General features: G+C 67.6%; 19 protein-coding genes. 10 read left to right on the top strand and 9 right to left on the bottom strand.

All coding sequences use genetic code 11. The features are described from left to right. Positions 1 to 185: 185 nt before the first annotated feature. Positions 186 to 1,163, bottom strand: coding sequence for a MoxR family ATPase (locus tag LZC94_36380; GenBank protein WXB13309.1), 978 nt, complete (start codon positions 1,161 to 1,163; stop codon positions 186 to 188). Next, positions 1,160 to 2,842, bottom strand: coding sequence for a DUF4350 domain-containing protein (locus LZC94_36375; protein ID WXB13308.1), 1,683 nt, complete (start codon positions 2,840 to 2,842; stop codon positions 1,160 to 1,162). The genes LZC94_36380 and LZC94_36375 overlap by 4 nt, the downstream gene beginning before the upstream one ends. A gap of 158 nt (positions 2,843 to 3,000) precedes the next feature. On the opposite strand from LZC94_36375, the gene LZC94_36370 reads away from it, so the two are divergent. The 5 genes from LZC94_36370 to LZC94_36350 all read left to right on the top strand — a co-directional run bounded on the left by LZC94_36370 (position 3,001) and on the right by LZC94_36350 (position 12,648). Continuing rightward, positions 3,001 to 4,740: a hypothetical protein gene (locus tag LZC94_36370; GenBank protein WXB13307.1), complete on the top strand. Its 1,740-nt coding sequence runs from the start codon at positions 3,001 to 3,003 to the stop codon at positions 4,738 to 4,740. Then, the gene (locus tag LZC94_36365) at positions 4,740 to 8,024 is read left to right on the top strand and encodes a hypothetical protein (protein ID WXB13306.1); all 3,285 of its coding nucleotides are present in this window, start codon (positions 4,740 to 4,742) and stop codon (positions 8,022 to 8,024) included. The genes LZC94_36370 and LZC94_36365 overlap by 1 nt, the downstream gene beginning before the upstream one ends. A 122-nt stretch (positions 8,025 to 8,146) precedes the next feature. Continuing rightward, positions 8,147 to 10,807, top strand: a complete 2,661-nt coding sequence (gene mutS, locus LZC94_36360) for a DNA mismatch repair protein MutS (protein ID WXB13305.1) — start codon at positions 8,147 to 8,149, stop codon at positions 10,805 to 10,807. Positions 10,808 to 10,864: 57 nt separating this feature from the next. Beyond that, the gene (locus LZC94_36355; protein ID WXB13304.1) at positions 10,865 to 11,893 is read left to right on the top strand and encodes an aliphatic sulfonate ABC transporter substrate-binding protein; all 1,029 of its coding nucleotides are present in this window, start codon (positions 10,865 to 10,867) and stop codon (positions 11,891 to 11,893) included. Further along, positions 11,890 to 12,648: an ABC transporter permease gene (locus LZC94_36350; protein WXB13303.1), complete on the top strand. Its 759-nt coding sequence runs from the start codon at positions 11,890 to 11,892 to the stop codon at positions 12,646 to 12,648. Before LZC94_36355 ends, LZC94_36350 begins: the two co-directional genes overlap by 4 nt. Before the next feature lie 13 nt (positions 12,649 to 12,661). Here the strand turns inward: LZC94_36350 and LZC94_36345 are convergent, their stop codons facing one another. From LZC94_36345 to LZC94_36335, 3 genes are read right to left on the bottom strand one after another with little or no spacing between them, the layout of a single operon-like run. Next, positions 12,662 to 13,405 carry an ATP-binding cassette domain-containing protein gene (locus tag LZC94_36345; GenBank protein ID WXB13302.1) on the bottom strand — a complete coding sequence of 248 codons (744 nt, stop codon included), beginning with the start codon at positions 13,403 to 13,405 and terminating at the stop codon, positions 12,662 to 12,664. Positions 13,406 to 13,426: 21 nt separating this feature from the next. Beyond that, positions 13,427 to 14,005 carry a DNA-3-methyladenine glycosylase I gene (locus LZC94_36340; protein ID WXB13301.1) on the bottom strand — a complete coding sequence of 193 codons (579 nt, stop codon included), beginning with the start codon at positions 14,003 to 14,005 and terminating at the stop codon, positions 13,427 to 13,429. 26 nt (positions 14,006 to 14,031) lie between these two features. Next, positions 14,032 to 15,534 (bottom strand): serine/threonine-protein kinase, encoded by a 1,503-nt coding sequence (locus tag LZC94_36335; GenBank protein ID WXB13300.1) that lies wholly within the window; start codon positions 15,532 to 15,534, stop codon positions 14,032 to 14,034. Positions 15,535 to 15,572: 38 nt separating this feature from the next. On the opposite strand from LZC94_36335, the gene gcvP reads away from it, so the two are divergent. Further along, a complete protein-coding gene (gene gcvP, locus LZC94_36330) occupies positions 15,573 to 18,455 on the top strand; it encodes an aminomethyl-transferring glycine dehydrogenase (protein WXB13299.1) in 2,883 nt (960 codons plus the stop codon). Between the two features lie 165 nt (positions 18,456 to 18,620). Here the strand turns inward: gcvP and LZC94_36325 are convergent, their stop codons facing one another. From LZC94_36325 to gcvT, 4 genes are all read right to left on the bottom strand, one after another. Further along, complete coding sequence (locus LZC94_36325; protein WXB13298.1) at positions 18,621 to 19,022, bottom strand: PIN domain-containing protein; 402 nt, start codon at positions 19,020 to 19,022, stop codon at positions 18,621 to 18,623. Further along, positions 19,019 to 19,357, bottom strand: a complete 339-nt coding sequence (locus LZC94_36320) for a type II toxin-antitoxin system prevent-host-death family antitoxin (protein ID WXB13297.1) — start codon at positions 19,355 to 19,357, stop codon at positions 19,019 to 19,021. The genes LZC94_36325 and LZC94_36320 overlap by 4 nt, the downstream gene beginning before the upstream one ends. A gap of 238 nt (positions 19,358 to 19,595) precedes the next feature. Then, the gene (gene gcvH, locus LZC94_36315) at positions 19,596 to 19,991 is read right to left on the bottom strand and encodes a glycine cleavage system protein GcvH (GenBank protein ID WXB13296.1); all 396 of its coding nucleotides are present in this window, start codon (positions 19,989 to 19,991) and stop codon (positions 19,596 to 19,598) included. Further along, positions 19,988 to 21,049 carry a glycine cleavage system aminomethyltransferase GcvT gene (gcvT, locus tag LZC94_36310; protein ID WXB20292.1) on the bottom strand — a complete coding sequence of 354 codons (1,062 nt, stop codon included), beginning with the start codon at positions 21,047 to 21,049 and terminating at the stop codon, positions 19,988 to 19,990. Before gcvT ends, gcvH begins: the two co-directional genes overlap by 4 nt. Before the next feature lie 173 nt (positions 21,050 to 21,222). On the opposite strand from gcvT, the gene LZC94_36305 reads away from it, so the two are divergent. From LZC94_36305 to LZC94_36290, 4 genes are all read left to right on the top strand, one after another. Next, positions 21,223 to 22,083: a class I SAM-dependent methyltransferase gene (locus LZC94_36305; GenBank protein WXB13295.1), complete on the top strand. Its 861-nt coding sequence runs from the start codon at positions 21,223 to 21,225 to the stop codon at positions 22,081 to 22,083. A gap of 94 nt (positions 22,084 to 22,177) precedes the next feature. Then, entirely contained in the window at positions 22,178 to 22,810 is a 633-nt protein-coding gene (locus LZC94_36300) for a hypothetical protein (GenBank protein ID WXB13294.1), read from the top strand. 378 nt (positions 22,811 to 23,188) lie between these two features. Continuing rightward, complete coding sequence (locus LZC94_36295) at positions 23,189 to 24,208, top strand: hypothetical protein (GenBank protein ID WXB13293.1); 1,020 nt, start codon at positions 23,189 to 23,191, stop codon at positions 24,206 to 24,208. Continuing rightward, complete coding sequence (locus LZC94_36290; protein ID WXB13292.1) at positions 24,205 to 24,786, top strand: RNA polymerase sigma factor; 582 nt, start codon at positions 24,205 to 24,207, stop codon at positions 24,784 to 24,786. Before LZC94_36295 ends, LZC94_36290 begins: the two co-directional genes overlap by 4 nt. Positions 24,787 to 24,840: the final 54 nt, after the last annotated feature.

Here is a 24,840-nt window from a genome sequence, read left to right as displayed (position 1 = left end):
TTCAGGGATGTACATAATGAGCGCGTGCGCCGCGTTGTGCGGCTCATGGCCGCGCGCGTCATCGCGTTGCCCGCACAACATCGGATCTTGCATCCGATTATTCGGTCGACCGGTGCGGCGCGATTAATCCGCTAAGCCGTATTTCGAAAATTCGAAATACGGGACGACATACGTGCGCCGTGCACTCAAACGGCGCGTACGCCGCGGCGATAACCGACTTTGGAGAGCGCCTCGTCGATCACGTGCTGGCGCATCTTGGGCTCGTGCTCCGCGTCGGCGGTGAGCACCAAGCGGTGCGCGAGCACGTTGGGGGCGACGGCGCGCACGTCGTCGGGGGTGACGAAGCCGCGGCCGTTGATCAAGGCGTACGCTTTGGCGGCTTGGATCAAGCCGAGGGTGGCGCGCGGGCTGGCGCCGAGGGCGACGCGGGGGTGCGAGCGCGTGAAGCCGGTGATGCCCACGGCGTAGTCGAACAGATCGTCTTCGACGTGGATGCGCGCGCACGTGGTCTGGAGCGCGGCGATGTCCTCGGGGCTCAACACCGGGCGCACGGTGGGCGCGTCGACGCCGTAGGTGCGGACCATGAGCGACTCTTCGCGCGGCTGCGGATAGCCCATGGAGACGCGCACCAGGAAGCGATCGATCTGCGCCTCGGGGAGGGGATACGTCCCCTCGAGGTCGATGGGGTTCTGCGTGGCCAGCACCAGAAAGGGGAGCGGCAGCTCGAAGCGATCGCCCTCGATGGTGACCTGGCGCTCTTGCATGGCCTCGAGCAGCGCCGATTGCGTCTTGGCGGGGGCGCGGTTGATCTCGTCGGCCAGGACCACGTTCGCGAACACCGGGCCCGCGCGCAGGGCGAAGGTCCCGTCTTTGGGTGACAGGACGTAGGTGCCCGTGATGTCGGCCGGCAGAAGGTCGGGTGTGAATTGGATGCGGCGCGCCGAGCAGCCCAGCGCGGTGGCAAATGCTTTGACCAAGGTGGTCTTTGCAACGCCCGGTACCCCTTCGAGCAGCACGTGACCTTTGGCCAGGAGCGCCACGAGCATGGCGTCGAGGGAGCGCGACGAGCCGATGTACGCGCGCGCGACCTCGCGACGCAGCTCGTCGACCCGCTCCTTCGCCGGACCGACTTCGTTGGTGGCAACGACGTTGGCGGCGGTCATCCGAGCACCTGGTTCGCTCGATTCATCGGCGTGACGTCCCCCGACAGAGATGCGGCATTCTTGCGGGCCCGCTCGAGAAGCGTTCGTATCGTCTTGGCGGCCATCATCACATCGTTGTCGGTTATCTTACTCATAGCCGAGGGGCTTCGGGATAGTACCAAGGTTTCGATGTTCGCCAGGCGAAGGAGCAAGGCTCGGAGCTCCGCAATGCCATCGGGGGGAAGGAGGCGCGCTTGCGCGAGCTGCTCGAGCAGAACGTTGTGGGCCGGCACTTGGTCGAGGTGGAGCAAACCACAGGTTTCCTCCTCGAGGGCGTTCTTTAGCTCCAACATCGCAAGAGCCCGCGACGTTTGAGGCGCCGCGAGCAGGGCTGCGCGCCCCGCGACACCTCCTTGTGCCGCGAGGGGAATCGGGCGCGTAAAGCGCGGCACGAGCGGACGGTGGATGCGCCCTGCGTTCGCCCCAACCCAGATGACCACACCCAAGCCGATCAGGACGGCCACCGCATAGAGGGCCCACGGCGGAAACCCTTCGCGCCGCACCGACGAAAGCGCATCCTCCAGCCCGCGTAGGCGGCTGCCGAGGTCGGTGAAGAGCGATTCCTCCGCACCGAATGCGCCATCCTGCGCAAAACCACCGGCGGCGATGTAAATGCGTCCGGCGCGTTTCCCCCACGAGTCATCCTCGCCTGCATACCGCACCAGTGCGCGCGCGAAAGCACGGTTGTCGGCGTAGCGGAGCATCGAGTTCATCACGATGGACGGATCGCCGACCACCAAGAGCCGCCCCTGTCCCACGGCGCCCGCCACCGCCACGAGCACATCGGGCTCGCCTACACCGCGCACTTTGAGGATGGGTGAAAGGTCCGGATGCTTGATTCCGGTGGGGTGATTCGTCACAACCCGGCGCACGTCTGTGACGACGGGGTGTGGACTTGCAGGCTCGGCGATGGGCAACCGCGGGTCGCTACGCACGCTGTCCGCAGGGTGGTGTGGCGTGTCAATGCGCTCCATGCCGAAATGCCGCAGAAGAGCATCGGCCCGCCCGTAGTCGTCCAACAGTATGACGCGCCCTCCCGCGCGCATGAAGCGCGCAAGCGAGCCGACATCGAGCGTCTTCTCCGGGTGCAGGAGAATCAGGCTGTCTTCCGGCCTCAAATGCGTGAGATCGATGCGCTCCGTTCCCATGATGCGCGCGTCACCGAGTTCATGACGCGCGAGCTGGACGAACTCGGCGGAGCCTTCCCAATCGTTGCTGGTGATGTCGAACGGATGAGTGGCGCCCTCGGCCGCAGCCGGCTCCGACCTCAAAACCGTCGCAAAAAATGCGAGAACGACGACCAGCGCGGCCATGATGGCTTGGATGGACGGTGGACGATCCTCTTGCCATGGCGGGTGTGGCGTGCTGTGCATGGACGCACGCCGCTGCTGGACGCCAGATGGACGAGGTCCTAGCGTCTCTGTGTGCGGGATGTTTCCGCATGATCCAGCGGTGATCGTCATGCGTGGCCAGGTTAACTCAAGACCCGTGGGAGAGTGCGATGCGAAGCACGGCGCCGTTCTCTTGACCATGGCACCCAGGTTGCTAACAGTTAATTCGAGGAGTTCACACAGGGTCGGTTCGTCTGAAACAGGAGGAGGTCCGATGCTCCCCCCTTTCATCATCGAGCAAATACGCAAACGCGAAGAGGAAGAACGCGCCCGCTATGAGCAGCCGGTGCTGGAGCTTCCCCTTATGCCTCCGCGCCCACGTCCCCGCCATGAGGTGGACGATGAAGCGAACCGGGGTGTGATCATCTTGGACATCTGAAGGGGCCTATGTACTAGGCTCCGCCGACATGGTGCGCCGTCTTATGGGGGCGGCCGCGCTCGCGCTCAGCTCCTGCTACGCTGCAGGGGGAGACGGGTCGCCTCCCCCACCCGATAAATTCTACTTCCCCACGGGTCTCGCCGTTTCGCGCGGCGGGAACGTTCTTTACGCAGTCAACTCGGACTTCGACTTGCAGTGGAACGGGGGAACCGTTCAGTCGTACAACCTTTGGAAGATCCGCCGTGACATTGGCGTCGCGCTGAACTACACGCCGCCGTCGACGGGCCCCGGTGAGCTCGCACCGCTCCCGGACCTTCCTTACATCGTGAAGCCGCGCACCTTCTGCCGGCCCGACGGCACCTTCCTGGGCGGGCCCGATCGCTACGACCGCGACGGGCGCCTGATTCCCATCGGGCAGACGTGCTCGCCCCCGATGCAGTCAGAGGCCTATATCCAGGACTCGGCCACCATCGGCGCGTTCGCGAGCGAGCTCGATCTGTCGAAGGCCCTCACCGCGGACAAGCGCGCACGCCTCTTTTTGCCGCTGCGAAGCAACGCGTCGCTCACGTGGGCCGACGTCGGCGAAGACGATCCGAAGGCGCCCCCGCCCAACGTCGACCGCTTCGACACGTCCTTCGAGCCCTTTCGCATCGACTGCGGCACGCGCGTCGATCGGCGATGCGACGGGCGGCACAGCGTGGGCAACAACCCCAGCGCCGACTCCCGCAATTCGCGCGGGGTCACCATGCCGGGCGAGCCTTTTGGCCTCGCGCAGAGCGATGACGGCACGGCCATCGTCATCACGCACCAGGCGCTGAACGACGCGAGGTCGAGCCTCTTCGTGACCGGGCTCGATCCCATACCGGGCGTCAAATGCGGCGGGAGCCTCGTCAGCCCCGGCGATCCCTCCCTGCAGTTCGTGGTGGACAACGTCACGCCCGGGGGCAATGGCATCGCCAACATCCCCCACGATCCGGACGCATTCGAGAATTGCGATCGGCTCATGCCCTCGTTTCTGCAGACCAGCCGCTTCTACGGGCGCCTCGATCGCCTTCGCCTGAAGGACGACGACGGTTTCCGAGGGTCGTCGGACGCCTTCCGCCCCTGGCTGCAGAACGAGGTGTTCGCCATCCCCAATGTCAACGCCCAGAACGTCGACATCCGTGGCATCGCCTTCGACCCGACGCCGCGCATCCTCTGCAAAGCGGCGCCCGGCGCCGACTTGAGGAAGTGTGCACGGGTGCCCGCGCGCATGTTCATCGCGAGCCGCTCGCCGAACATGTTGGTCACGGGGACCGTCGGCGGCTCGGCGACGACCTCCGGTTACGATCCGGACGAGCTCCAGTTCGGCAAGAACGAGCCCCTGCAGGCCGGTCCCTCCCGCGTGTACCTCGCGCCCATCGTCGATCGCGCCGGGAATTATGCGCTGCGGCTCTTCGTCGTCGCCTTCGACTCGGCGCTCATTTACATCTACGACCCCAACAACATGGCCAGTCCGCCCGACACCATCCGCGTGGGCGTGGGCCCCTTCGCCATGGCCTTCGATCCGTTCGTCCTCGACGACGTCGCGCTCCGCAAGCCCGTCCCCGAAGACGACCGGCAGAACCCGGCGCACCATATCAAACGTTACAGCTTCGCCTATGTGGCCAGCTTCACCAATTCCTTCGTCCAAGTGATCGATCTCGACAACTCCCGGCCGGACAACTCCACCTTCGGCAACGTCGTTTACACATTGGGGCAACCCACGGCTCCGAAGGGCTCCCAGTGATGCGCCGTCGCCGCCTCGTCTCCATTTCCGTCGCGGCGCTCTTGGCGACCGCGCTCACGGCCGTTCTGGCGCTCTCCATCGCGAGCTGCACGCAGAACACGACCCAGCGTGCCGTCAGCTCGTTCGAGATGGCCCAGAAGGTCGACTTCGTGTGCATCCAGCTGTTCGAGCGCTTCGAGGGCGATGCTCCAGGCCTCCTGCGCACCATCCCGCCGACCCCGGCGCCTGCCGCGAACTGCCCGCCCGCGCCCGCGGGGCTGACGGCGGAGTTCTCCCGCTTTCACCTCTTCGCGCTGGTGACCCAGCTCGCGCGCGGCGAGGTGGCGGTGGTCGATCTCTCGGGCCAAGCGGTGATCGACATCGATCGCGGCACCCCCGGGATCAACTTCCTCCCGGTCGGCGCCAAGCCCACCGACGTCGCCGTTTCCCCCGACGGAAAGATGTCGTTCGTGGCGACGGCGGAGACCAACAAGTACGCGATCTACGCGCTCCCCAACCGCGACGTTCTGGGCGACTGGCCGCAGACCTACCCGCTTCCGCCCGAGAGCACGCGGCCCATCCCCACCTTGACCACGTGGCCCGTGTGCGCGCTCCCGCAGCAGCCCCTGTCCGTGTCGGTCATTCCGCGCGGGCTCCCCGGCGATGGCACCGTCGGAGGCGGATCGCCCGAGTCGAACTACGAGGTGGCGGTCGTCCTCCCGGGGGATGGACGGCGTCCATCGCAGCTGATCACCCTCGACCCCAAGCCGTTTTTGCGCGGCGCCGATCCCCTCGGCACCCCGGACGCCGAGCGGCTCGAGAAGACCGCTGGCCCGCGCATCGAGCCGGGCTCGCTGGATGACTGCAAGATCGCCATCACCGGCGCGGTGAACTTGTCCGGCGATCTCCCGAGCTCGTGGAATCCGGGACCGGCTTGGGGCAACGGGATCCCGAAGGACACCCCCGACGCCGGTGATGCCGGCGCCGAGAGCACCGCCGCGCCGCTGCCGATGCCGCCGACCCCCGGCTGCGCGGCCCCGCCCTCGGCCGATGGCGGCACCGCCCCCGTCGACGCGGGCGCGCCCGTCTCGTACCCTCTGGCGCCGGCGATGAGGCCCGCGCCGCAGGGCACGTACGTCGCGCGCGATGGGCAGATCCTCTACGTGGCCGATGGCGCGCTGCCGCTCATTCACGTGTTCGATCTGTCGAAGCCGGGGAGCCCGCGCGAGCTGGCGCCGCTGCTGGCCACGAGCCAGCTCACGCCCGAGCGCCTGGTGTCGCTGGGGCAGATCGCGGTGAGCCCGCCGACGCGCGACTACAAGAAGTTCCTGTACGCGGTCGATCGCAGCGACGGCAGCATCATGGTGTACGACGTGACGGATCCCGCGACGTCGCCGCGCGTTCCGCTCACGCGGCCGAACCCCGAGCTCAACCCGTTCCAGCCGCCCGACCGCATCGCCTTCGGCTCGCCCATCGCGGCGGTCTCCTTCGCGCGCCACGACTTTTCGCCGCGCGATCAGTTTGGCAACGTGCTCCCGGGCGGCTACCGCGGCGCGCTTTGCAATCCGAACCCGCGCGCGTCGTTCGATCCGAGCGCGCCCGACTTCGATCCGGGGACCCTCTTTCGCGCGAACATGTCGGGGCAGAGCGTCAACCCCGTCCTCGGGCCGCTGCGGATGCGCGGCATCTTTGCGTTCGTCACCCTCACCAACGGGCGCATGATCGCCATCGACGTCGATGATTGGGACTCGCCTTGCCGGCGCCCCATCGACTTGAGCGACAAGGTCAGCGACACCACCCTCGCGCAAACGGACGGCCCGGGCAACCTGGCCAAGGACGCCTACCATGTGAAGGTGGCGACGTCCCAACAGATCCCAACGGTGACCGACGAGTACTATTTCCCGATGGGCGCGCCGCATCGCTCGCGCTCGAAGGAGGTCGTTCGCGTGGACGCCACGTACGGTTCCTCGCGGGTGCCGACGATCGATGGGCGGCCGCGCCTGGTGCTCAACGGCGCCTCGCTGCCGGCGGCCGGGGTCGAGGGCGGACCCTATCCGCTGATGGTCCCGACCAAGGACGACTTCCTCTATCCGGGAAAGAGCGCGTTTCCGCCTTCGAACTTCGACGATACCTCGCCGGGGGTTCGCTTTTCGTTCGAGGCCCCGGAGGTCCACTTCGAGCAATCGTGGGCCGTCGTGTACGAAGGGGTCCTTCCGGGGATGGAGGGGTACACGGGGACCCTCAAGCGCACGGACGACTTTCAGACGATCACCTTGTCGCAGCCGAACGTGCTCTTTTGCCGAAAGGGCATCGAGGACTACCGCATCGGCCAGCAGCGCGCGAGCGACGTGCTCAAGGCGGAGGAGGCCTTGCAAACGCCGCAGACTCCCTTGACCTCGCGCGATCCGAAGCTCCCGCTCGAGAAACGAATCGCGGACTACGTTCAGATCACCGACGAGATCCTCGACGTGGCCGATCCCTACTGGGGCGCCGACAACAACGACGACGGCGGCAGCTGCTGGGACAAGGTCGTGGACGAGGGCGCGGCGCCGCCGCAGGAGCCCCGCGCGCGACACGACTTTTGCGCGGCCATCTTCGGTGGATACGCCGGCCAGCAGCGGCCGAGCGTGTTCCGCGACTTCCCCATCTTGGAGGCCTACGACGATCACCTGGTCCTGGGGCGATACGGATACGAGACGGCCAAGGGGCCGCCGAGCACGTCGAACCGGGTGGTGGTGGGGCGCGATCGGTCGAACGCCCAGTTCGTGAGCCAGCTCAAATGCTGCTTCCACAACCAGGCGCACTTCAAGATCCGCACGGGCGGGCAGTGGGTCACCCAGTCGACGTTCGCGCTGTACTCGCACCACGTCGTCAAAGACGAAGCGACCGGCGCGTGCGTGCAGTCGTGCGCGACGCGCGATCGGCTGATGAACAGCCGCGCCCCCGCGGTGCGGTCGTTCGATTGCGCCGACAGCGCGGGCAAGTGCCGCGAGGACTCGACGAAGTTCGTCGGTCGCAACAGCCCGCTCGCGATGCGAAACGCGGCGCTCAGCTTCATGATCTTCAACGGCCACCTCGGAGCGGCCGACGTGGTGCCGGAGCGCGACACGATCTGGCAGTTCCAGACGCGCGGCGGCTACGGCGCGCTCACCTTGAACCTGGCAGGCTCGTCGGTGGCCATGAGCCCGCAGTCGATGAAGTTCGTGGAGCCGTTTCAACAGATGGCGGTCGTGGACGGCTCCTCGCAGGGGCTGATCATGGTCGACTTGAACAACTACATCCTGGCGCGCAGCCCGTACTTCTGACGACGCGCGGGCTCGCCGCTCCCGTGGCGATGGCGCGCGAAAAGCCGCAGGGGCGCGGGCTCGGAGACGGGCTCGCCGCTCCTGTGTAGACAGCGCCCGCGGCAGCGCTTATGTCCGTCTCGATGGCAAAGCAGCAAGACCCTGCCGCGACGCCGCTGATGCGTCAGTATTTGACGGCGAAAGAGAAGCACAAAGACGCGCTCTTGTTCTTTCGCTTGGGGGACTTCTACGAGCTCTTCTTCGAAGATGCGGTGATCGCCGCGCGCGCGCTCGAGCTCACCCTGACCAGCCGCAACAAGGGCGCCGAGGACGAGATCCCCATGGCCGGCGTGCCGTACCACGCGGCGGCCACGTACATTCAAAGGCTGCTCGACCAAGGCTTCAAGGTCGCCATTTGCGAGCAGATGGCCGATCCCTCGAAGGTGAAAGGCATCGTGCCGCGCGAGGTGGTGCGGGTGGTGACACCCGCCATCGTGTACGACGATGCGACCATCGATGCGCGCACCAATTTGTACTTGGTGGCCGTCGAGGAGGGCGCAGGTCGTTTTGGCATCGCGGCGCTCGACGTCTCGACGGGCGAGCTCTCGGCGTGCGAAGCGGCCGATCGCGACGGCGCCCTCGGGGAGCTGGTGCGGCTCGACGCGCGCGAGCTCCTGGTGGGGCCGGGCGCCGAGGCCGTCGCCGAGCAATTTGCGGCCGTGCGGCCGCGCGCGGTGGTTCGCAAGCAAGCCGCTGCGCTCGAGGAGGCGGCGGCCATGGCCACCCTCGACGCCATCCTCGGCGCCGGCGAGGCAGGCGCCTCCGGCGCGCCCATTTCGGCGCTGCGTGCGGCCGCGCGCTGCCTCGACGTGGCGCGCGAGTGCGAAGCGGGGCAGAAGCCGCCGGTGGCGCGCTTGGAGGTGTACGGGCTCGACGAGACCTTGCTCCTGGACGACGCCACGCAGTCGCACTTGGAGCTGGTGCGCACTATGGACGGCGATACGCGCGGCTCGCTGCTCGCGCAGATCGACGAGACCAAGACCGGTCCGGGGGCGCGCCTCTTGCGCCGGCGCCTCTTGTCGCCGCTCACCCATGTGTCGGAGATCCGGCGCCGCCACGACGCCGTGGAGCTGTTCGTCACGCAGCCCGGTCTGCGCGCCGAGGTGCGCTCGCTCTTCGGGCGGGTCTCGGACATCGAGCGCCTCGCGATGAAGCTCGCCGTGGGCCGCGCGAGCCCGCGCGATCTGGTGGCGCTGGGCCGCTCGCTGGAGGCGCTCCCCGCGGTCGCGCACGCGCTCGAGTCGTGCCCCGACTTGAGCGCGCGCGAGGCGCTCGGCATCGCGCCGGGCGCGCCGTGGCTCGACGTGTGCGCCGATCTTTGCGACGAGCTGGTGCGCGCCATCGACCCCGACGCGCCGGTGCGCGCGAGCGACGGCGGCGTCATCCGCGCCGGCTACGACCTTGCGCTCGACGAAGTGCGCACCCTGGCGCGCGACGGGCAACGGCTCATCGTGGAGCTCGAGACGCGCCTGCGCGAAGAGGTGCAGATCCCCAGCTTGAAGCTGCGCTTTACGCGCGTGTTCGGCTGGTACGTGGAGGTCACGCGCTCGCACACCAGCAAGGCGCCCAAGACCTGGCGGCGCAAGCAGACGGTCGCCAACGCCGAGCGCTTTACGTGCGACGAGCTCGACGAGCTGGCCGACAAGCTCGCGCACGCCGAGGACCGCTGCATGGCGCGCGAGACGGAGCTCTTGAACGGCGTGCTCCGAAGCCTGGTGGCGCACGTCGAGCGGCTGCGCGCGGTGGCCGGGCGCCTGGCCGAGTGGGACGTGGCGAGCGCCCTGGCCGAGGTCGCCCATCGCAACGACTACGCGCGCCCGGTGGTGGATGACTCGCTCCGCTTGGTCATCGAGGACGGGCGCCACCCGGTGGTCGAGCGCCTCGCGGCCGCCGGGCGCTTCGTCCCCAACGACGTGGCGCTCGACGCCACCGCCGAGCGCCTCTGGCTCCTGACGGGCCCCAACATGGCGGGCAAGTCGACCTTGATGCGCCAGGTCGCGCTCATCGTCATCTTGGCGCAGGCCGGCTCGTTCGTGCCCGCGCGCCGCGCGGAGGTGGGCATCGTCGATCGCGTGCTCACCCGGGTGGGCGCGAGCGACAACCTGGCCAAGGGCGACAGCACCTTCATGGTGGAGATGAAGGAGACGGCCAACGTCCTGCGCCGCGCCACCCGCCGCTCCTTGGTCGTCCTCGACGAGATCGGCCGCGGGACCAGCACCTACGACGGGCTCTCCATCGCGTGGGCCGTGGCCGAGCACCTCCACGACGTCATCGGCTGCCGCGCCATGTTCGCCACGCACTACCACGAGCTCACCGAGCTATGCACCACGCGCTCGGGCTCCGAGAACTTCAGCGTCTCGGCCCGCGAGCACGAGGGCACGCTCATCTTCCTGCACAAGCTCCAGCGCGGCGCCGCCTCCCGCAGCTACGGCGTGGCCTGCGCGCGCCTGGCCGGCATCCCCGAGATCGTGCTGGCGCGCGCGCGCACCCTCCTGTCCGATCTCGAACGCGGCGCCCCGCTCCCCAGCGGCGCCCCCGCCTCGCTCCGCCGGCGGGACCGCGCGGCGCGCCCGCAGCTCGATCTCTTCGGCAGTGGCCCCGATCGCGCCGCCATGACCCCCGAGCAAAAGACCGCGCACGACATCGCCGAAGCCTTGCGCTCCCTCGATACGGACCGCCTCACGCCGCTCGAGGCGCTGCAGCTCGTGGCCACTTGGAAAAAGCAAGTCGCATCGCCCGCTTAGCCGCACGCCTGAGATGACGGCTGGACGTCCTTCGCCATAACGGACATATTGTTCGTTATGGCGAACGATGCCGCGCGCGCTCGAAGGCCCACCCGCCGCCAAGGATTGCTCTGGGCCCTCGGCGCCATGGGCACGGTGTCCGTCGCCGCCGCGTGCCGCTCGCAGGCGCGCAGCGCTCGGCCGCGCCTCCCCGAAGAGCTCCGCGTCGACTGGGCCTACTACTCACCTTTGTCGATGGTCGTGCGGCAAAAGCAGTGGCTCGAAGAGCGCTTCGCGACCGCCGGCGCCAAGGTGCCCATCCGCTGGATCCTCAGCCTCGGCTCGAACAAAGCGCTGGAGCTGCTCGGCAGCGGCGCGCTCGACATCGGCTCCACGGCCGGCGGCGCCGCGCTTTTGAGCCGCGCCAATGGCAACGCGATTCGTGCAGTCTACATCTTTAGCAAGCCCGAGTGGACGGCGCTGGTCGTGCCCAAGGCTTCGTCCGTGCGAAATGTCGCCGACCTTCGCGGCAAGAAGATCGCCGCCACCAAGGGCACCGATCCGTACCTCTTCTTGCTTCGGGTGCTCCACGACGCGGGCCTCACCAAGCGCGACGTGGAGCTCGTCCACCTGCAGCACCCCGACGGGCGCGCCGCGCTCGAGCGGGGCGATGTCGACGCATGGGCCGGGCTCGATCCGCACATGGCGGCCTCCGAGCTGGAGCAAGGCAGCCGGCTCGTCGTGCGCAAGCCCGAGTACAACACCTACGGCTTTCTCGATGTGCGCGATGCGTTCGCCGAGCAGTATCCGGACGCCGTGCGCGCCGTGATCGAGATCTACGAGCGCGCCCGCCGCTGGGCCCTCGCCAACCCCGACGAGCTTCGCTCCCTGGTGACCAACGAGGCCAAGCTGAGCCCCGCCGTGACCCAGAGGGTGCTCGAGCGCAACGACTTTGGCGAGCCGCGCTTGGGCGCCGCGCACGTGAACGCGCTCCGCGCCGTGTCGTCGATCTTGGTCGACGAACAGCTCGTCCGCGCGGGGGCGGACGTCGGAAAGGCGGTCGATACCTTGCTCGATACCAAGAGCGCCGAAGGGATCGCGGGGTGAAAGGGCGCGCTCTGCACGGTCTGTTCGTGCCGTGCGCCCTCCTTGCCGCCTGGGAAATCACCGCCCGGGCCGGCGCGCTCCCGGAGTTCGTGCTCCCCGCGCCCAGCGCCGTCGCGCTCGAGCTGGTGGATATGATGAAGACGGGGCAGCTCTGGCTCCACCTGGGCGCGTCGGTGGTGCGCGTGCTCGTGGGCTTCGCCCTGGGCGCCGTGGTGGGCGCCGTCCTCGGCTTTGGCGTGGGGCTCGATCCGCGCGGGGAAGCGCTGCTCGATCCCACTGTGCAGGCGCTGCGGTCGGTGCCCTCCCTGGCGTGGGTGCCGCTCCTTCTGCTGTGGATGGGCATCGGCGAGGCGCCGAAGATCACGCTGATCGCCATCGGCTCGTTCTTCCCCGTGTACCTGAACGCCATCGCGGGGGTTCGCAGCACGGACCGCAAGCTGATCGAGCTCGGGCACATCCACGGTCTGCCGCGGCTCGGCATCGTTCGGGCCGTGATTCTGCCGAGCAGCCTGCCGTCGTTGCTCACGGGGCTTCGCACGGGCCTCGCGGTGGCGTGGCTCTATGTGGTCGCCGCCGAGTTGATGGCCGCCCACGCGGGCCTGGGCTTTCTCTTGACCGATGGCCGCGAGCTCTCGCGGGCGGATTTGATCTTCGTGGCCATCGTCCTTCTCGCGGGGTGCGGCAAGATCAGCGACGGCATTCTGGTCCGAATCGAGCGGCGGCTCCTTCGCTGGCGCGAGGAAGGCGGGGGTTAGAGAGGCGGAAAAATTAGAGCGCCGGCCGGGTCTGCAAGATGTGCCCGAGGAGGGCGGCGCTGGTGGCCACGAACGCGCCGTCTTCGCGCATCCGCGGCCGCGGCATGGGGATCGCCACATCGGCCGCGATGCTGCCGTTCTCGAGGATGATCACGCGATCGGCCAGCGCCACCGCCTCTTGCACCTCGTGGGTGACCAGCACGGCGGTGAAGCCGTGCTCGCGCCAGAGTCGCTCGATGAGCTGCTGCATCTCGATGCGGGTGAGCGCATCGAGGGCGCCGAGCGGCTCGTCCAGGAGCAGGAGCCGCGGCTCGCTCATGAGGCCGCGCGCGAGCGCCACCCGCTGGCGCTGACCGCCCGAGAGCCGCCCCGGCCACTCCGCCGCGCGATCCGCGAGCCCCACGTGCTCGAGCAAGGTGCGCGCCCTCGCGTCGCGCGCGCGCGCATCGATGCCCGTCGTTCCGAACCCCACGTTCGCCAGCACGTCGTTCCATGGGAGTAGGCGCGCTTCTTGGAAGATCATCCGCACATCGGGCTGCACCCCGGTCACCCGGTGGTCGCCCGCGACGATCGCGCCTTCGTCCGGCGCGGTGAGCCCCGCGATCAGCCGGAGCAACGTGCTCTTTCCGCAGCCGCTGCGGCCGACCACCGCCACGAACTGGCCGCTCGGGACGTCGAGCGAGAGGCTCCGCAAAATCGGCCTCTCCCCGTACGACTTGACGACGCCCCGCAGGCGAAGCGCGATGCCGGACTTCATGCGCTGCGAGCCTAGCGCAGCCTAGCGCCCTTTCTTCGCCCGAAAACACCCCCGCACATGATCGTCGACCAGCCCGCACGCCTGCATGAAGGCGTACAGGATGGTCGAGCCCACGAAACGAAAGCCGCGCGCCTTGAGCTCTTTGCTCATGGCGTCCGACTCGGGGGTGCTCACCGGTACGTCTTTCATGGTGCGCGGGCGCCGGACGATGGGCCGGCCATCGACGAAGCTCCAGAGGAAGCGATCGAACGAGCCCTCGCGCTCGCGGACCTCCAGGAACGCGCGGGCGTTGCCGATGGCCGCGTCGATCTTCAGCCGGTTGCGCACGATGCCCTCGTCGGCGAGCAGCGCCGCGCGCTTCTTGGCGCCGTAGCGCGCGATCTTCTCCGCGTCGAAGCCGTCGAACGCGCGCCGGTAGTTCTCGCGCTTGCGCAGGATGGTGATCCACGAGAGGCCCGCTTGCGCCCCTTCGAGGACGAGCATCTCGAACAGCTTGCGCTCGTCGTGCTGGGGCACCCCCCATTCTTCGTCGTGGTAGCGGAGGTAGAGCGGATCGGCGGTGGGCCACGCGCAGCGTTTCAAGGTTTCGGACTTCGGCATCGGTACCTGGCTGGGCTGGGTAGGGTCTATCGAACGGGTACGGTAGAGCGGAGAGCCTCGTGGCGGCTCAAATCGAGGTGGGTCGCCGAGTGCTCCCCGACCTTGGGCGCGGCCACGGGCAGCCCCAGGTCGATCAAGGTCGGCGGATCCTCCTCGGCCCGCAGCGCTTCTTCGGCCACCGAGCGGAATCGGTCACGCTTGGCCGGCGTATCGAACACCACCCGCACCATCTCGAGCCGCGTCCCGCCCAAGGCCAGGTGCGAGCGCAGCGCGGTCATCATGGCGTTGGCGCACGCCTCCACGCTGATGCGCGCCGCGCCGGTGCCGAGGGCCGGGAAGGCGAGGGAGCGCAGCCCGAGCTCGTCGCCCAGAAGAAACGCCCGCTGCGTGGCGCGGCCGATGCACGAAATTTCGTTCCACCCGCTCACGGCGTGGAGCACGCGCTTGGCGCGAAGGCGGCCCGCGCGCGTAGGCACGCAGGTGCCCAAGGCTTGCTCGCCGTTCTGCAGCGCCTCGTCCTCGATGGAGTCGCCGCCGCGACGCCGCAGTGCATCGCCCACACCGGTGCGCATGCGCAAATCGTAGTTGCCCGACGAGACGACCCCGTCGACCGTGGCCTCTGCGAGATCGCCGACCTCCAGGACGATGGTGCAGTCCAGCAAACGGAAGGTGAAATCGCTGAGGCAAACCAGCGGCGCCGCCTGCAGCGAGGAGCGGAGCGCGTGCTCGATCATGGCAAAGTGCCGGCCGGCCATGGCGGCGTTGGGCAGGCGCGCGGCCGGATCCTTGGTGAGCATCGCGGCCAAAAGGTGCTGAAAGTAGCCCTCTTGCGGGTGCTGCGGCGGCGGGAAGGCGACGGAGACGGCCGGATCGAGCAACTCCTCCAAGCTCGCAAAGGGCGGGGTGCCATAGCGGAGCACGTAGGCGGTGGCGCCGGCGCCGAAGACGTCGGTTCGGCGGTCGATGGGCTCACCGCGCACTTGCTCGGGGGCCATGAACGAGGGCGTGCCGCAGATGTCCGAGGGTTGCCCGCTGGAAATACCGGCGGCGATGCCGAAATCGCCCAAGCGAACGCCCGTCTCCGGGGAGCCGAACACATTGGAGGGCTTCACGTCGCGGTGGATGACCCCGCTCTGGTGTGCGGAGTGCAGCGCACGGCACGTCTCTTTCATCACATCGCAGATGAACCAAAGCGGCAAATTGACCCCCAACGTCTTACGGCGCCAGGCGTCCAGCTCCTCGATGTCGATGCCGTCGACGTACTCCTGAACGAGGTACGGCGTGCCCTCGTGGATGCCCGCGTTGAGCGCGCGGACGATGCGCGGCTCGGGAATTCGCGCCATCGTGCGCGCTTCGTTCAAGACGCGCTGGCTCGCTTCGGGGGCGGACAACGATGTCTTCCCCAAGGTCTTGATCATCACGGGGATGGACAGGACCTCGTCTTTGGCGAGCCAGACTTCGCTCATCCCGCCTTCGCCGAGAAGGCCCCAAATCTCATAATCGCGGATGCGCGTCCCCGGAGCAGGCATGGGGCGAGACTATCTGATATAGGACGCTCCACCACGCCATGTCAGCACCCTGGAAACACCCCGATCGCTTCGTACTGCGCCACGTTGGTCCTGATACGGACGAGACCGTCGAGATGCTCCGCGCTCTCCGGCTTTCGTCGGTCGAGCAGCTCGTCGATGAGACGGTCCCTTCGAGCATCCGTCTGGCCCGCCCGCTCGACCTTCCGGCTCCTCTCGGCGAGAACGAGCTTTATTCGCAGGCGCTCGAGCTCAGTCAGAAGAACGAGATTTTCCGCTCGTACCTGGGCATGGGCTACTCGGACTGCCTGACGCCCAAGGTCATCCAGCGCAACATCCTGGAGAACCCGGGGTGGTACACGCAGTACACGCCCTACCAGGCGGAAATTGCGCAGGGCCGTCTGGAGGCGCTGCTCAACTACCAGACCATGGTGACCGATCTCACGGGGTTGCCCGTCGCCAACGCATCGCTCCTCGACGAGGCCACCGCCGCCGCCGAGGCGATGCACATGGCCTACGCGCTGCAAACCGGCGAGGAGAAGAACACGTTCTTCGCGTCGGAGACGTGTCACCCGCAGACCCTGGACGTGCTGCGCACCCGCGCAGGCGCCATCGGCATCTCGTTGGTCATCGGCGATCCGGCCAAGGTCGACTTGGCGGCCATCGGCGCCTTCGGTGCCCTCGTGCAGTACCCGGCGACCGACGGCGCGCTCCACGACTACCGCGCCTTCGCCGAGCAAGTGCACAAGGCGGGCGGCCTGTTCATCGTGGCGGCCGATATCCTTTCGTTGGCCCTCCTCACGCCGCCCGGCGAGTTCGGTGCGGACGTGGCCGTGGGCAGCACGCAGCGCTTCGGCGTTCCGCTCGGCTACGGCGGCCCGCACGCGGCGTACCTGGCGACCAAGAACGAGTTCGTGCGAAAGCTGCCGGGCCGCATCATCGGCGTCGCGCAAGACTCGCAAGGGCGCCCGGCGCTGCGTATGGCGTTGCAGACCCGCGAGCAGCACATTCGCCGTGAAAAGGCGACGAGCAACATCTGCACCGCTCAGGCGCTCCTGGCCGTCATCGCCGGCATGTACGCGGTCTACCACGGTCCCCGCGGCATCCGCGCCATCGCCGAAATGGTGCACGGCGCCACGTCGTCCCTGGCCGAGGGGCTGCGCGCGCTGGGCGTGCGCCTGGCCCACGACTCGTGGTTCGACACCTTGCGCGTCCAGGGCACCGAGGCCGAGGTGAAGAAGTGGCTCGCGGCCGCCGAGTCGAAGCGCATCAACCTGCGCCGCATCGACGCGCAGAGCCTCGGCATCAGCCTGGACGAGACCACCACCCCGGCCGATGTCGCCACCTTGCTCGGCGTGTTCGGGGGCGATGGAAGCGCGTCGCAATCGGCGCCGAAGCCGGCGATCCCGGAGGCGCTGCGCCGCACCTCGGAGTACCTGACGCACAGCACGTTCAATCGGTACCACTCGGAGACCGAGATGCTGCGCTATGTGCGCAAGCTCGAAGGGCGCGATCTCTCGCTGACCCACTCGATGATCCCGCTGGGATCGTGCACGATGAAGCTGAACGCGACGGTCGAGATGATGCCCATCTCGTTCCCCGGCTTCAACCGCCTGCACCCGTACGTTCCGTTCGCGCAGTCGCGCGGCTACCAGCAGATCTTCCGCGAGCTGGAGAGCTACCTGGCCGAGATGACCGGCTTCTCCGCCGTGAGCTTGCAGCCCAACGCCGGCGCGCAAGGTGAATACGCGGGGCTCCTGGCCATCCGCAAGTACCACGAGAGCCGCGGCGAGGCGCACCGCACGGTATGCATCATTCCGTCCTCCGCGCACGGAACGAACCCCGCGTCGGCCGTCATGGCCGGTCTGGACGTGGTGGTGGTGAAGTGCGACGAGCAGGGCAACATCATGGTGAGCGATCTCGAGGAGAAGGCGCGCACCCACCGCGACAAGCTCGGGGCGCTCATGGTGACGTACCCGTCGACGCACGGCGTCTTCGAGGAGGCCATCAAGAAGATCTGCGCCATCATCCACGAGCACGGCGGGCAGGTGTACATGGATGGCGCGAACCTCAATGCGCAACTCGGTCTTTGCCGGCCGGGGGACATTGGCGCCGACGTCTGCCACGTCAATCTGCACAAGACGTTTTGCATCCCGCACGGCGGCGGCGGCCCGGGCATGGGTCCCATCGCCGTGGCGCCGCACCTCGCGCCCTTCCTGCCGCACTATCCGAGCACGGTCACCAAGAACGATCAGCTCGCGGACGTGGAAAAATTCGGGGTGGGGCCCGTGTCGGCGGCGCCCTGGGGGAGCGCGAGCATCCTCATCATCAGCTGGGCGTACATCAAAATGATGGGCGCCGAGGGCCTGACCCACGCCACCAAGGTGGCGATCCTCAACGCCAACTATATCGCCGAGCGCCTTGGCCCGCACTACCCCATCGTGTACCGCGGCCAGCGCGGGCGGGTCGCGCACGAGTGCATCCTCGACGTGCGCCCGTTCAAGAAGACGGCCGGCATCGAGGTCGACGACGTCGCCAAGCGGCTGATGGACTATGGCTTTCACGCTCCCACCATGTCGTTCCCCATCGCGGGCACGTTGATGGTCGAGCCCACGGAGAGCGAATCGAAGGCGGAGCTCGATCGCTTCTGCGACGCCATGATCGCCATTCGCGAGGAGATCCGCCAAATCGAAGAAGGCCGGCTCCCCAAAGACGACAATCCGCTCAAAAACGCCCCGCACACGGCCGATATGGTCATCGCGAGCGATTGGAAGCACCCGTACCCCCGCGAGCTGGGCGCATTCCCGGCCCCGTGGACGCGCGACCGCAAATTCTGGCCCCCGGTGGGCCGTTTGAATAACGCACTGGGCGATCGCAATCTCATTTGCACCTGCCCGCCCATTGAGGAGTACGCCGCGGGCTAAGGCCCATTGCATCGCCAGGGTTGCCATTCGCGCCAAAGCGTGGCCGCCATCGCATGAAAACGAGGGGAATGGGAGCTGGGTGCCGATCCAGCGACCGTTCCCTTTGGCGCCCCTCGCGTCCTGGCGGTGGGAAGCGCGTTTTCCCTCCGTGCCGCGCCGCGTAGGTCAAAACGGATCGAACAAGGCCACGCCGCACCCCTCGAAGTCGCCGGTCTTCCCGGTGACGAGGGTTCGCCCCGAAATGAGCGCCGTGGCGGCGATGAGCATGTCCGCCTGCGCCACCAAGCGCCCGGCCCGCTCGCGCGCCGCGCGGAGCTCCCCCGAAGCGCGGGCGATGCGGGCATCGACGGGGACCACCTCGGCCGGCAAGGCCAAAAGGGCCTCGAACCACGGGATCAGCCGCCTCTGTTCGGCGGGTTCAGCGCGGGCGATGGCCAGGGAGAGCTCCTCGATGGAGATGGCGCTCACCACGATGCCCCGTTGGGTCTCGAACCAACGGACGACGTTTATGTTTGGATGGGGACGGGCGAGCTCGGCGACGACGTTGGTGTCGACCAGATAGCTCATGGCCTAGCGGCCGGCCGCTGGCACGAATTCGAATCGTCCGAGGTGAAGGGCGATGGGCGGGAGCCTCGCTCCGGCAGCTTGATATCGGCTCCGCCCGCGGCGCGTAAATCGGCGCTCAGTTGGAGGAAGCGGCGAAGACGGGCGACGTCGCTGGCCTTCTCGGCTTGGTCGGTGAGGCGCCGGTATTCCTCGGCCCCCACCACGTAGGCGACCTCGCGCCCGCGGTTTTCGATTCGTTGTGGCGCTCGCTCCGCTTCGCGTACCAGTTCCGAGAGGCTCGCCTTCGCATCGGCAATCTTCCACGCCTCGGCGATCTTCCCACGGTAGTCCACCATATGGTCACCCCTCGAAAGTATTTCGACCATAATACCGAACTACGTCAATTCAAGTCCCCCCGGCGACTTCGTTCTAACACTACTGCCGGACCGCGTTCCGGGCTGCGCGTTTCCACTGCATGAAACCAGTAGTGTTAGACGAGCCGCCGATTCTCCCTCGGCCACGCCGCCCCGCGGCGCGCTCGGCACCGAGGCCCGCGAGCGCGCGCGATGATTAGCGCGATCTGGTGCCGTCGCGCTAAGCGCTATTCTTCACGTGCTCCGCGTACGCTGCGGCATCCAGCAGAGCATCGAGCGCCGTCGCATCCGATACGGCAATGCGCACGAGCCATGCATTGTACGGATCCTCGTTCAAGAGCTCCGCCTTGTCCTGGGCCGCCTTGTTGATGTCCGTGAGCTTGCCGCTGACGGGGGCGAGCAGATCGCTCACGCTCTTGACGCTCTCGACAGACCCGAAAGCATCTCCTCCGGTGACGTCGTCGCCCTTCTTCTTGTCGATGGTCACCATGGTGATGTCGCCGAGCTGCTCGACCGCGAACTTCGTGATGCCGACGACGATCTCGTTACCTTCGATCTTCGCCCACTCGTGGTCCTTGGTGTACTTGAGGCCCTCGGGAATGCTCGCGTCGCTCATGTGGATCCTGTCCCTTTGTTCGCTTTGTAAAACGGAGTATTGACGACGACAGCTTCGGCGTTTCGTCCTCGGCAGTCGACTAAGAATTTCGTACCAATCGCCGTCAGGTGGGCAGGCAGATAGCCGAGACCGATGTTCTTGCCAACAGTCGGCGCGGGGCTGCCGCTGGTGCAGATGCCCACCACGTTCCCCTCCAGGTCGCGCAGGGGATAGCCATGCCGGGCTATGCCGCGGCCCGTCACCTCGAAACCGACCAGTTTTCGCGCGAGGGGCTGGGCCTTGACCTTCTCGAGCGCCTCGCGGCCCACGAAGTCCCCCTTGGTGAACTTCACCGTCCAGCCGAGCCCCGCCTCCAGCGGATTGGTCGTCTCGTCAATGTCATTGCCGTACAGGGAGAGGCGGGCCTCCAGCCGCAAGGTGTCGCGCGCGCCCAAGCCCACCGGCTTCAACCCGAGCGGCTTGCCCAATTCGACCAGGTTGCGCCAGAGCGCCGGCGCCTCGTTCCACGCGCAGAAGATCTCGACCCCCTCCTCCCCCGTGTAGCCGGTGCGCGCGACCGTGCAGGCCACGTTGGCCACCACCGCGTCGCGGAAGTGGAACCTTTTGAGCTCCGACAGCTTGGCGGCGTCGCTGCCGGCCTTGGCGAGCAGCTCGAAGCTCTTCGGGCCTTGCAGCGCGATCAGCCCGGTGGCGTCGCTGCGATCCTCGAAGGAGCAGTGGTTCTCGGCCGCGCGCCGGAACACCTCGGCGATCTTCGCGTGGTTCGCGGCGTTGCAGACCGTCAGATAGCGGTCCTCGCCGGCGCGGTAGATCACGAGGTCGTCGAGGATGGTGCCGGCCTCGTTGCAGCACGGCGTGTAGAGCGCTTGCCCCACCTCGAGCTTGCTCACGTCGTTGGTCACCAGATAATCCACGACGCGCCCGGCGTGCTCGCCTTGCATCACGAGCTCGCCCATGTGGGACACGTCGAAGAGCCCGCACGCGGTGCGCACGGCCTGATGCTCGTCGACGATACCAGTGTATTGTACAGGCATTTCCCAGCCTGCGAAGGGGACCATGCGCCCGCCGTGCTTGACGTGCTCCTCGTAGATGGAGGTGCGCCGGACGCCGGTTTGGCCAGGGTCCACGTCAGCGGGGCCGGACTTGGAGGAATTGGAGGGGGAGGAAGGATTCATCGCGCGAGCAGGGTACACCCCTTTCTCATGGCAAGCGCTCGGCTTATGCTTGGTCCATGGCGACCCCGTGGGATCGCGCAGCGCGCGGCTATTTCGAAGAGTGGGTACCGCGGTTTACGCCGTACCACCTCGATTTGATTCAAGAGGCGAAGCTCGAACCGGGGCACCGCGTGCTGATTGCATGCGCCGGTCCGGGATCGGAGGTGCTGGCGGCGGCCCGCGCCGTGGGCGAAACGGGTAGGGTACGCGCTACCGACCGGAGTGCCGAGCTGCTGAACATCTGTTGTCAGCAGGCGGACGCAGCAGGACTGGAAAACGTCTACTGTGAGCAGGCCGACGCCGCGGACGCGAGCGGCGGTCCGTGGGACGTGGTCTTCTGCGCCTTTGGCCTCTGGGGGCTGGACGACCGTGTGGGGGCGCTCAAGTCCTGGGCACGCGCCCTGGCACCCGCCGGCAAGGTCGTGGTCATGACATGGGGTCCCACCGAGGACGACGATCCGTTCGAGCGGGTGAGCCAGTGCCTTCAGCACTTCGAGCCCGACTTCGTGCCACCGAGCCCGCGCATCCTCTCCCAGCGCGACGCCATGGCCCAGATGTTCGAAGAGGCCGAGCTGTCGATGGTGCGGCACACCGTGTTCCGTCACACCTTGACCTTCAAGCGCGCGGAGGAGTTCTTCAACGCCATGCGCGAGACCACACCCTGGTGTGACATCTGGGATCGGCTGGGCGACGCGAGCATGTCGCGCGTGGCGGCACGTTTCTATGGCCTCGTGGGCGGGCCCGATGCGCCGCTCTCGTGGGATCCTCCGGCCACGCTCGCGATCGCGGGGTTGCCCGGCGACGAAATCGAAGTCGCCTCGCGCCGCACCAGCGTGCACGTACCGCTCAGCAAAGGCTCGACGCCGAACTTGAAGTAACGGTTCGACCTCGTTCGCGCGCCATTTCGAGGCGCATGTCGATTTCGTGATCGCACGTCTCCGACGCCCGCACTCACCGGACGAAGGAGACGTTATGCGGAAAACTCATCGACTCTGGCTCCTCGCCGGTGTGCTCGTGCTCGCGGCGTGCGCGGGCAGCTCCATCGACGAAACGACAGGGGACAACCCCCACAACTTGGCGCAGGACGGCAACGAGGACGGTAACGGCGATCGTCCCGACGCGGCGGTGATCGACAGCGGCGCCGGCCCTGTCGCCGATGGCGGCGTTGTCGTCGATGGCGGTCCCGCGGGCGACGGCGGCGTTATCGTCGATGGCGGCCCCGCAGCCGACGGCGGCGTCGTACCCGGACCGGACGCTGGCCGGGTCGATAGCGGCGCCGGCCATCCATGGCCGCCGCGCGATGCGGGGGCGCCCATCGATTCGGGCGCGGGTGAACCCTGGCCTTCGCCCGACTCCGGCACATGGCCGGTCGATGGCGGTGCGGGTCCGTGGCCGGTCGATGGCGGTGCGGGTCCGTGGCCGGTCGATGGCGGCGCGGGTCCGTGGCCCGTCGATGGTGGCGCAGGTCCGTGGCCGGTCGACGGCGGTGCAGGTCCCGACCCTTCACCGGACGCGGGTATTCCCACGGCGGACGCTGGCGCAGGTGATCCGCAGGAGCCCGACGTGCGGGAGCCCGCGGCGAGACCGGCTCGCTACCCGCAGTGACCCGACAGTGGTAGACGCGAGTCTCCGTTGAGGAATCCCTTCGCCTGAAAACGATGAAGAAGGTGGCTGTTCTCTTCTTCGTCTGGGTCATGTGCGGCACCGTGGCGTGTCTGGGCGGAGCTGTATCCTTGGGAGGGCTCGAAGCTGCGGCCGGAGATGGCGGACCCACGCCGGATAGCGGGCCCTTGCCGGATGTCGGGCCCGAAGGCGACGGTAGCCTCCTCGATGGAGGAATCTTGGATGGCGGGCCAAGCGATGCTCCATCTACCAACCCGGATGCATTCACGTTCCCCGATGGGGCCCCGGATGCCATGGTGATCGTGGACGGCGGAGCGGGTCCAGGGGATGGGTCTCCCGATGCTCGCTAAGCGGCCCCCGATGATCCTCGCCGCGTTCGTCGCGATGACGTTCGCGCGCACGGCGGGCGCGGAGCCCCGCGAGCTCTCGGTGAACCTCGACGAGCGCATCACGGGTTGTCCCGACGCTTGGACGATCCGCCAGCGCCTGCTCTCGGCCTTGCCGCGCGGGCCGCGCGACGAGGCAAGCGATGCCACCGATGCGCGGGTCGACTTCGCGCGTCAAGGTCGGGGCTACGAGGTGACCATCACCCTCACCGGATTGGTGATGGGGACGCGCATCATCCGGCACCCGAAGACGTCGTGCGGTGCCATGATCGATGCGGCCGGCGTGACCTTGGCGTTGATGCTCGATCCGCTGGAGGCCGCGAAGAAAAACGACGAACGCGACCTCGCGCCGCCGGCGGCTCCTGAAAAGCCGCCCGAGGAGCGCGGAGAGTCTCCCAAGGCGACGGTTCCCGCGCGCGCCGCCGCTCCCTCGCTGGTGCTCGATCTCGGCGGCGGCATCACGCGCGGCCTCATGGGGCGCATCGCGCCCGTGTTCGGTATCTCGGCGCGCTGGACGCACCCTGCGCCTTGGTCCTTCGGGCTCGGCGTGTTTCATCAGCCGTTGCAACGGAGCTCGGTGCTCGCCCGCCGCAACGAAAAAGAGTCTGCGGATGGAAACGTGAGCCTGGCGCTCACGGGCTTTCACGCCGATGCATGCTTCACGCCCTTCGGCGATCACGCGGCCATGGCATTGGATGTATGCGCAACCATGCGCTTCGCCATGGCGTCGGGCACCGCGCGCGGGTATCCCCGCGAGGGCACCGAATCGCGCCCGCTGATCACGGGGGGACCTGCGCTGCTCTGGAGCCAGCAGCTCGGGTGGCTGCGCTCGGCCTCCGGGGAGCCGGTGGTCGGCTGGTCGCTCTGGGCGCGCGGCTCGGTGGACGTTCCCCTCGTTCGCGCGAGCTACACAGTCGACGGTGTGGGCCTCGTCTACAACGGCGAGAGCCCCTTCGTTGCTCTTACCTTAGGCGCTTCCTTGGCTTTTCCATGAGTCTTTTCAAGAGACCCACGAAGCCCGTCCAGCCCGCGTCTCAGCTGGAGTTCCGTGCCGTCTACGACGAACATTTCTCGTTCGTGTGGCGCTCGCTGCGGCGGCTCGGTGTCTCCGAGAACGACGCGGGCGATGCCGTCCAAGAGGTTTTCATGGTGGTGCACCGACGCCTGGACGATTTCGAAGGCCACGCCAAACTGACGACGTGGCTCTTTGCCATCTGCATGCGCGTGGCCCAACGCCGCCGCAACGTCCTCTGGGATCGCCGCCATGTGCTTTCCGACGATGGCCCCTTGAAGGAAACCCCCGATCGAGCCGACGATGCGTCCGCCATTCTGGAGCGGCGTCAGCGCTTGGCCCTGCTCGAGTCGATCCTCGATGAACTTCCGATGGAACAACGCGCCGTCTTCACACTGTTCGAGCTCGACGGGATGAGCGGGGAGGAAATCGCCTCCTTGCTCGACATCCCCGTGGGGACGGTGCACTCGCGCTTGCGGATCGCGCGCGAGCGATTTCGGCAAGCGCTGGACCGAAGGGTTGCGCGCGAGCGCTTCGCCATGGGAGGGCGCGGGGCATGAAGGCGCGCGATCCCCGTCGCTGGCTGGAGCAAAGCGGCCCCGAGACCGAGATGG

The organism is Sorangiineae bacterium MSr11954 (assembly GCA_037157815.1).
In the GTDB taxonomy this organism is placed as follows: domain Bacteria; phylum Myxococcota_A; class Polyangia; order Polyangiales; family Polyangiaceae; genus Pendulispora; species Pendulispora albinea.
This window is presented reverse-complemented; position numbering and strand designations above follow the sequence as displayed.

Coding starts and splice junctions, on each gene's coding strand:
- LZC94_36380 (WXB13309.1), bottom strand. CDS start 1,163: ATGACCGCCGCCAACGTCGTTGCCACCAACGAAGTCGGTCCGGCGAAG.
- LZC94_36370 (WXB13307.1), top strand. CDS start 3,001: ATGGTGCGCCGTCTTATGGGGGCGGCCGCGCTCGCGCTCAGCTCCTGC.
- LZC94_36365 (WXB13306.1), top strand. CDS start 4,740: ATGCGCCGTCGCCGCCTCGTCTCCATTTCCGTCGCGGCGCTCTTGGCG.
- mutS (WXB13305.1), top strand. CDS start 8,147: ATGGCAAAGCAGCAAGACCCTGCCGCGACGCCGCTGATGCGTCAGTAT.
- LZC94_36355 (WXB13304.1), top strand. CDS start 10,865: ATGGCGAACGATGCCGCGCGCGCTCGAAGGCCCACCCGCCGCCAAGGA.
- LZC94_36345 (WXB13302.1), bottom strand. CDS start 13,405: ATGAAGTCCGGCATCGCGCTTCGCCTGCGGGGCGTCGTCAAGTCGTAC.
- LZC94_36340 (WXB13301.1), bottom strand. CDS start 14,005: ATGCCGAAGTCCGAAACCTTGAAACGCTGCGCGTGGCCCACCGCCGAT.
- LZC94_36335 (WXB13300.1), bottom strand. CDS start 15,534: ATGCCTGCTCCGGGGACGCGCATCCGCGATTATGAGATTTGGGGCCTT.
- gcvP (WXB13299.1), top strand. CDS start 15,573: ATGTCAGCACCCTGGAAACACCCCGATCGCTTCGTACTGCGCCACGTT.
- LZC94_36325 (WXB13298.1), bottom strand. CDS start 19,022: ATGAGCTATCTGGTCGACACCAACGTCGTCGCCGAGCTCGCCCGTCCC.
- LZC94_36320 (WXB13297.1), bottom strand. CDS start 19,357: ATGGTGGACTACCGTGGGAAGATCGCCGAGGCGTGGAAGATTGCCGAT.
- gcvH (WXB13296.1), bottom strand. CDS start 19,991: ATGAGCGACGCGAGCATTCCCGAGGGCCTCAAGTACACCAAGGACCAC.
- gcvT (WXB20292.1), bottom strand. CDS start 21,049: ATGGTCCCCTTCGCAGGCTGGGAAATGCCTGTACAATACACTGGTATC.
- LZC94_36305 (WXB13295.1), top strand. CDS start 21,223: ATGGCGACCCCGTGGGATCGCGCAGCGCGCGGCTATTTCGAAGAGTGG.
- LZC94_36300 (WXB13294.1), top strand. CDS start 22,178: ATGCGGAAAACTCATCGACTCTGGCTCCTCGCCGGTGTGCTCGTGCTC.
- LZC94_36295 (WXB13293.1), top strand. CDS start 23,189: ATGATCCTCGCCGCGTTCGTCGCGATGACGTTCGCGCGCACGGCGGGC.
- LZC94_36290 (WXB13292.1), top strand. CDS start 24,205: ATGAGTCTTTTCAAGAGACCCACGAAGCCCGTCCAGCCCGCGTCTCAG.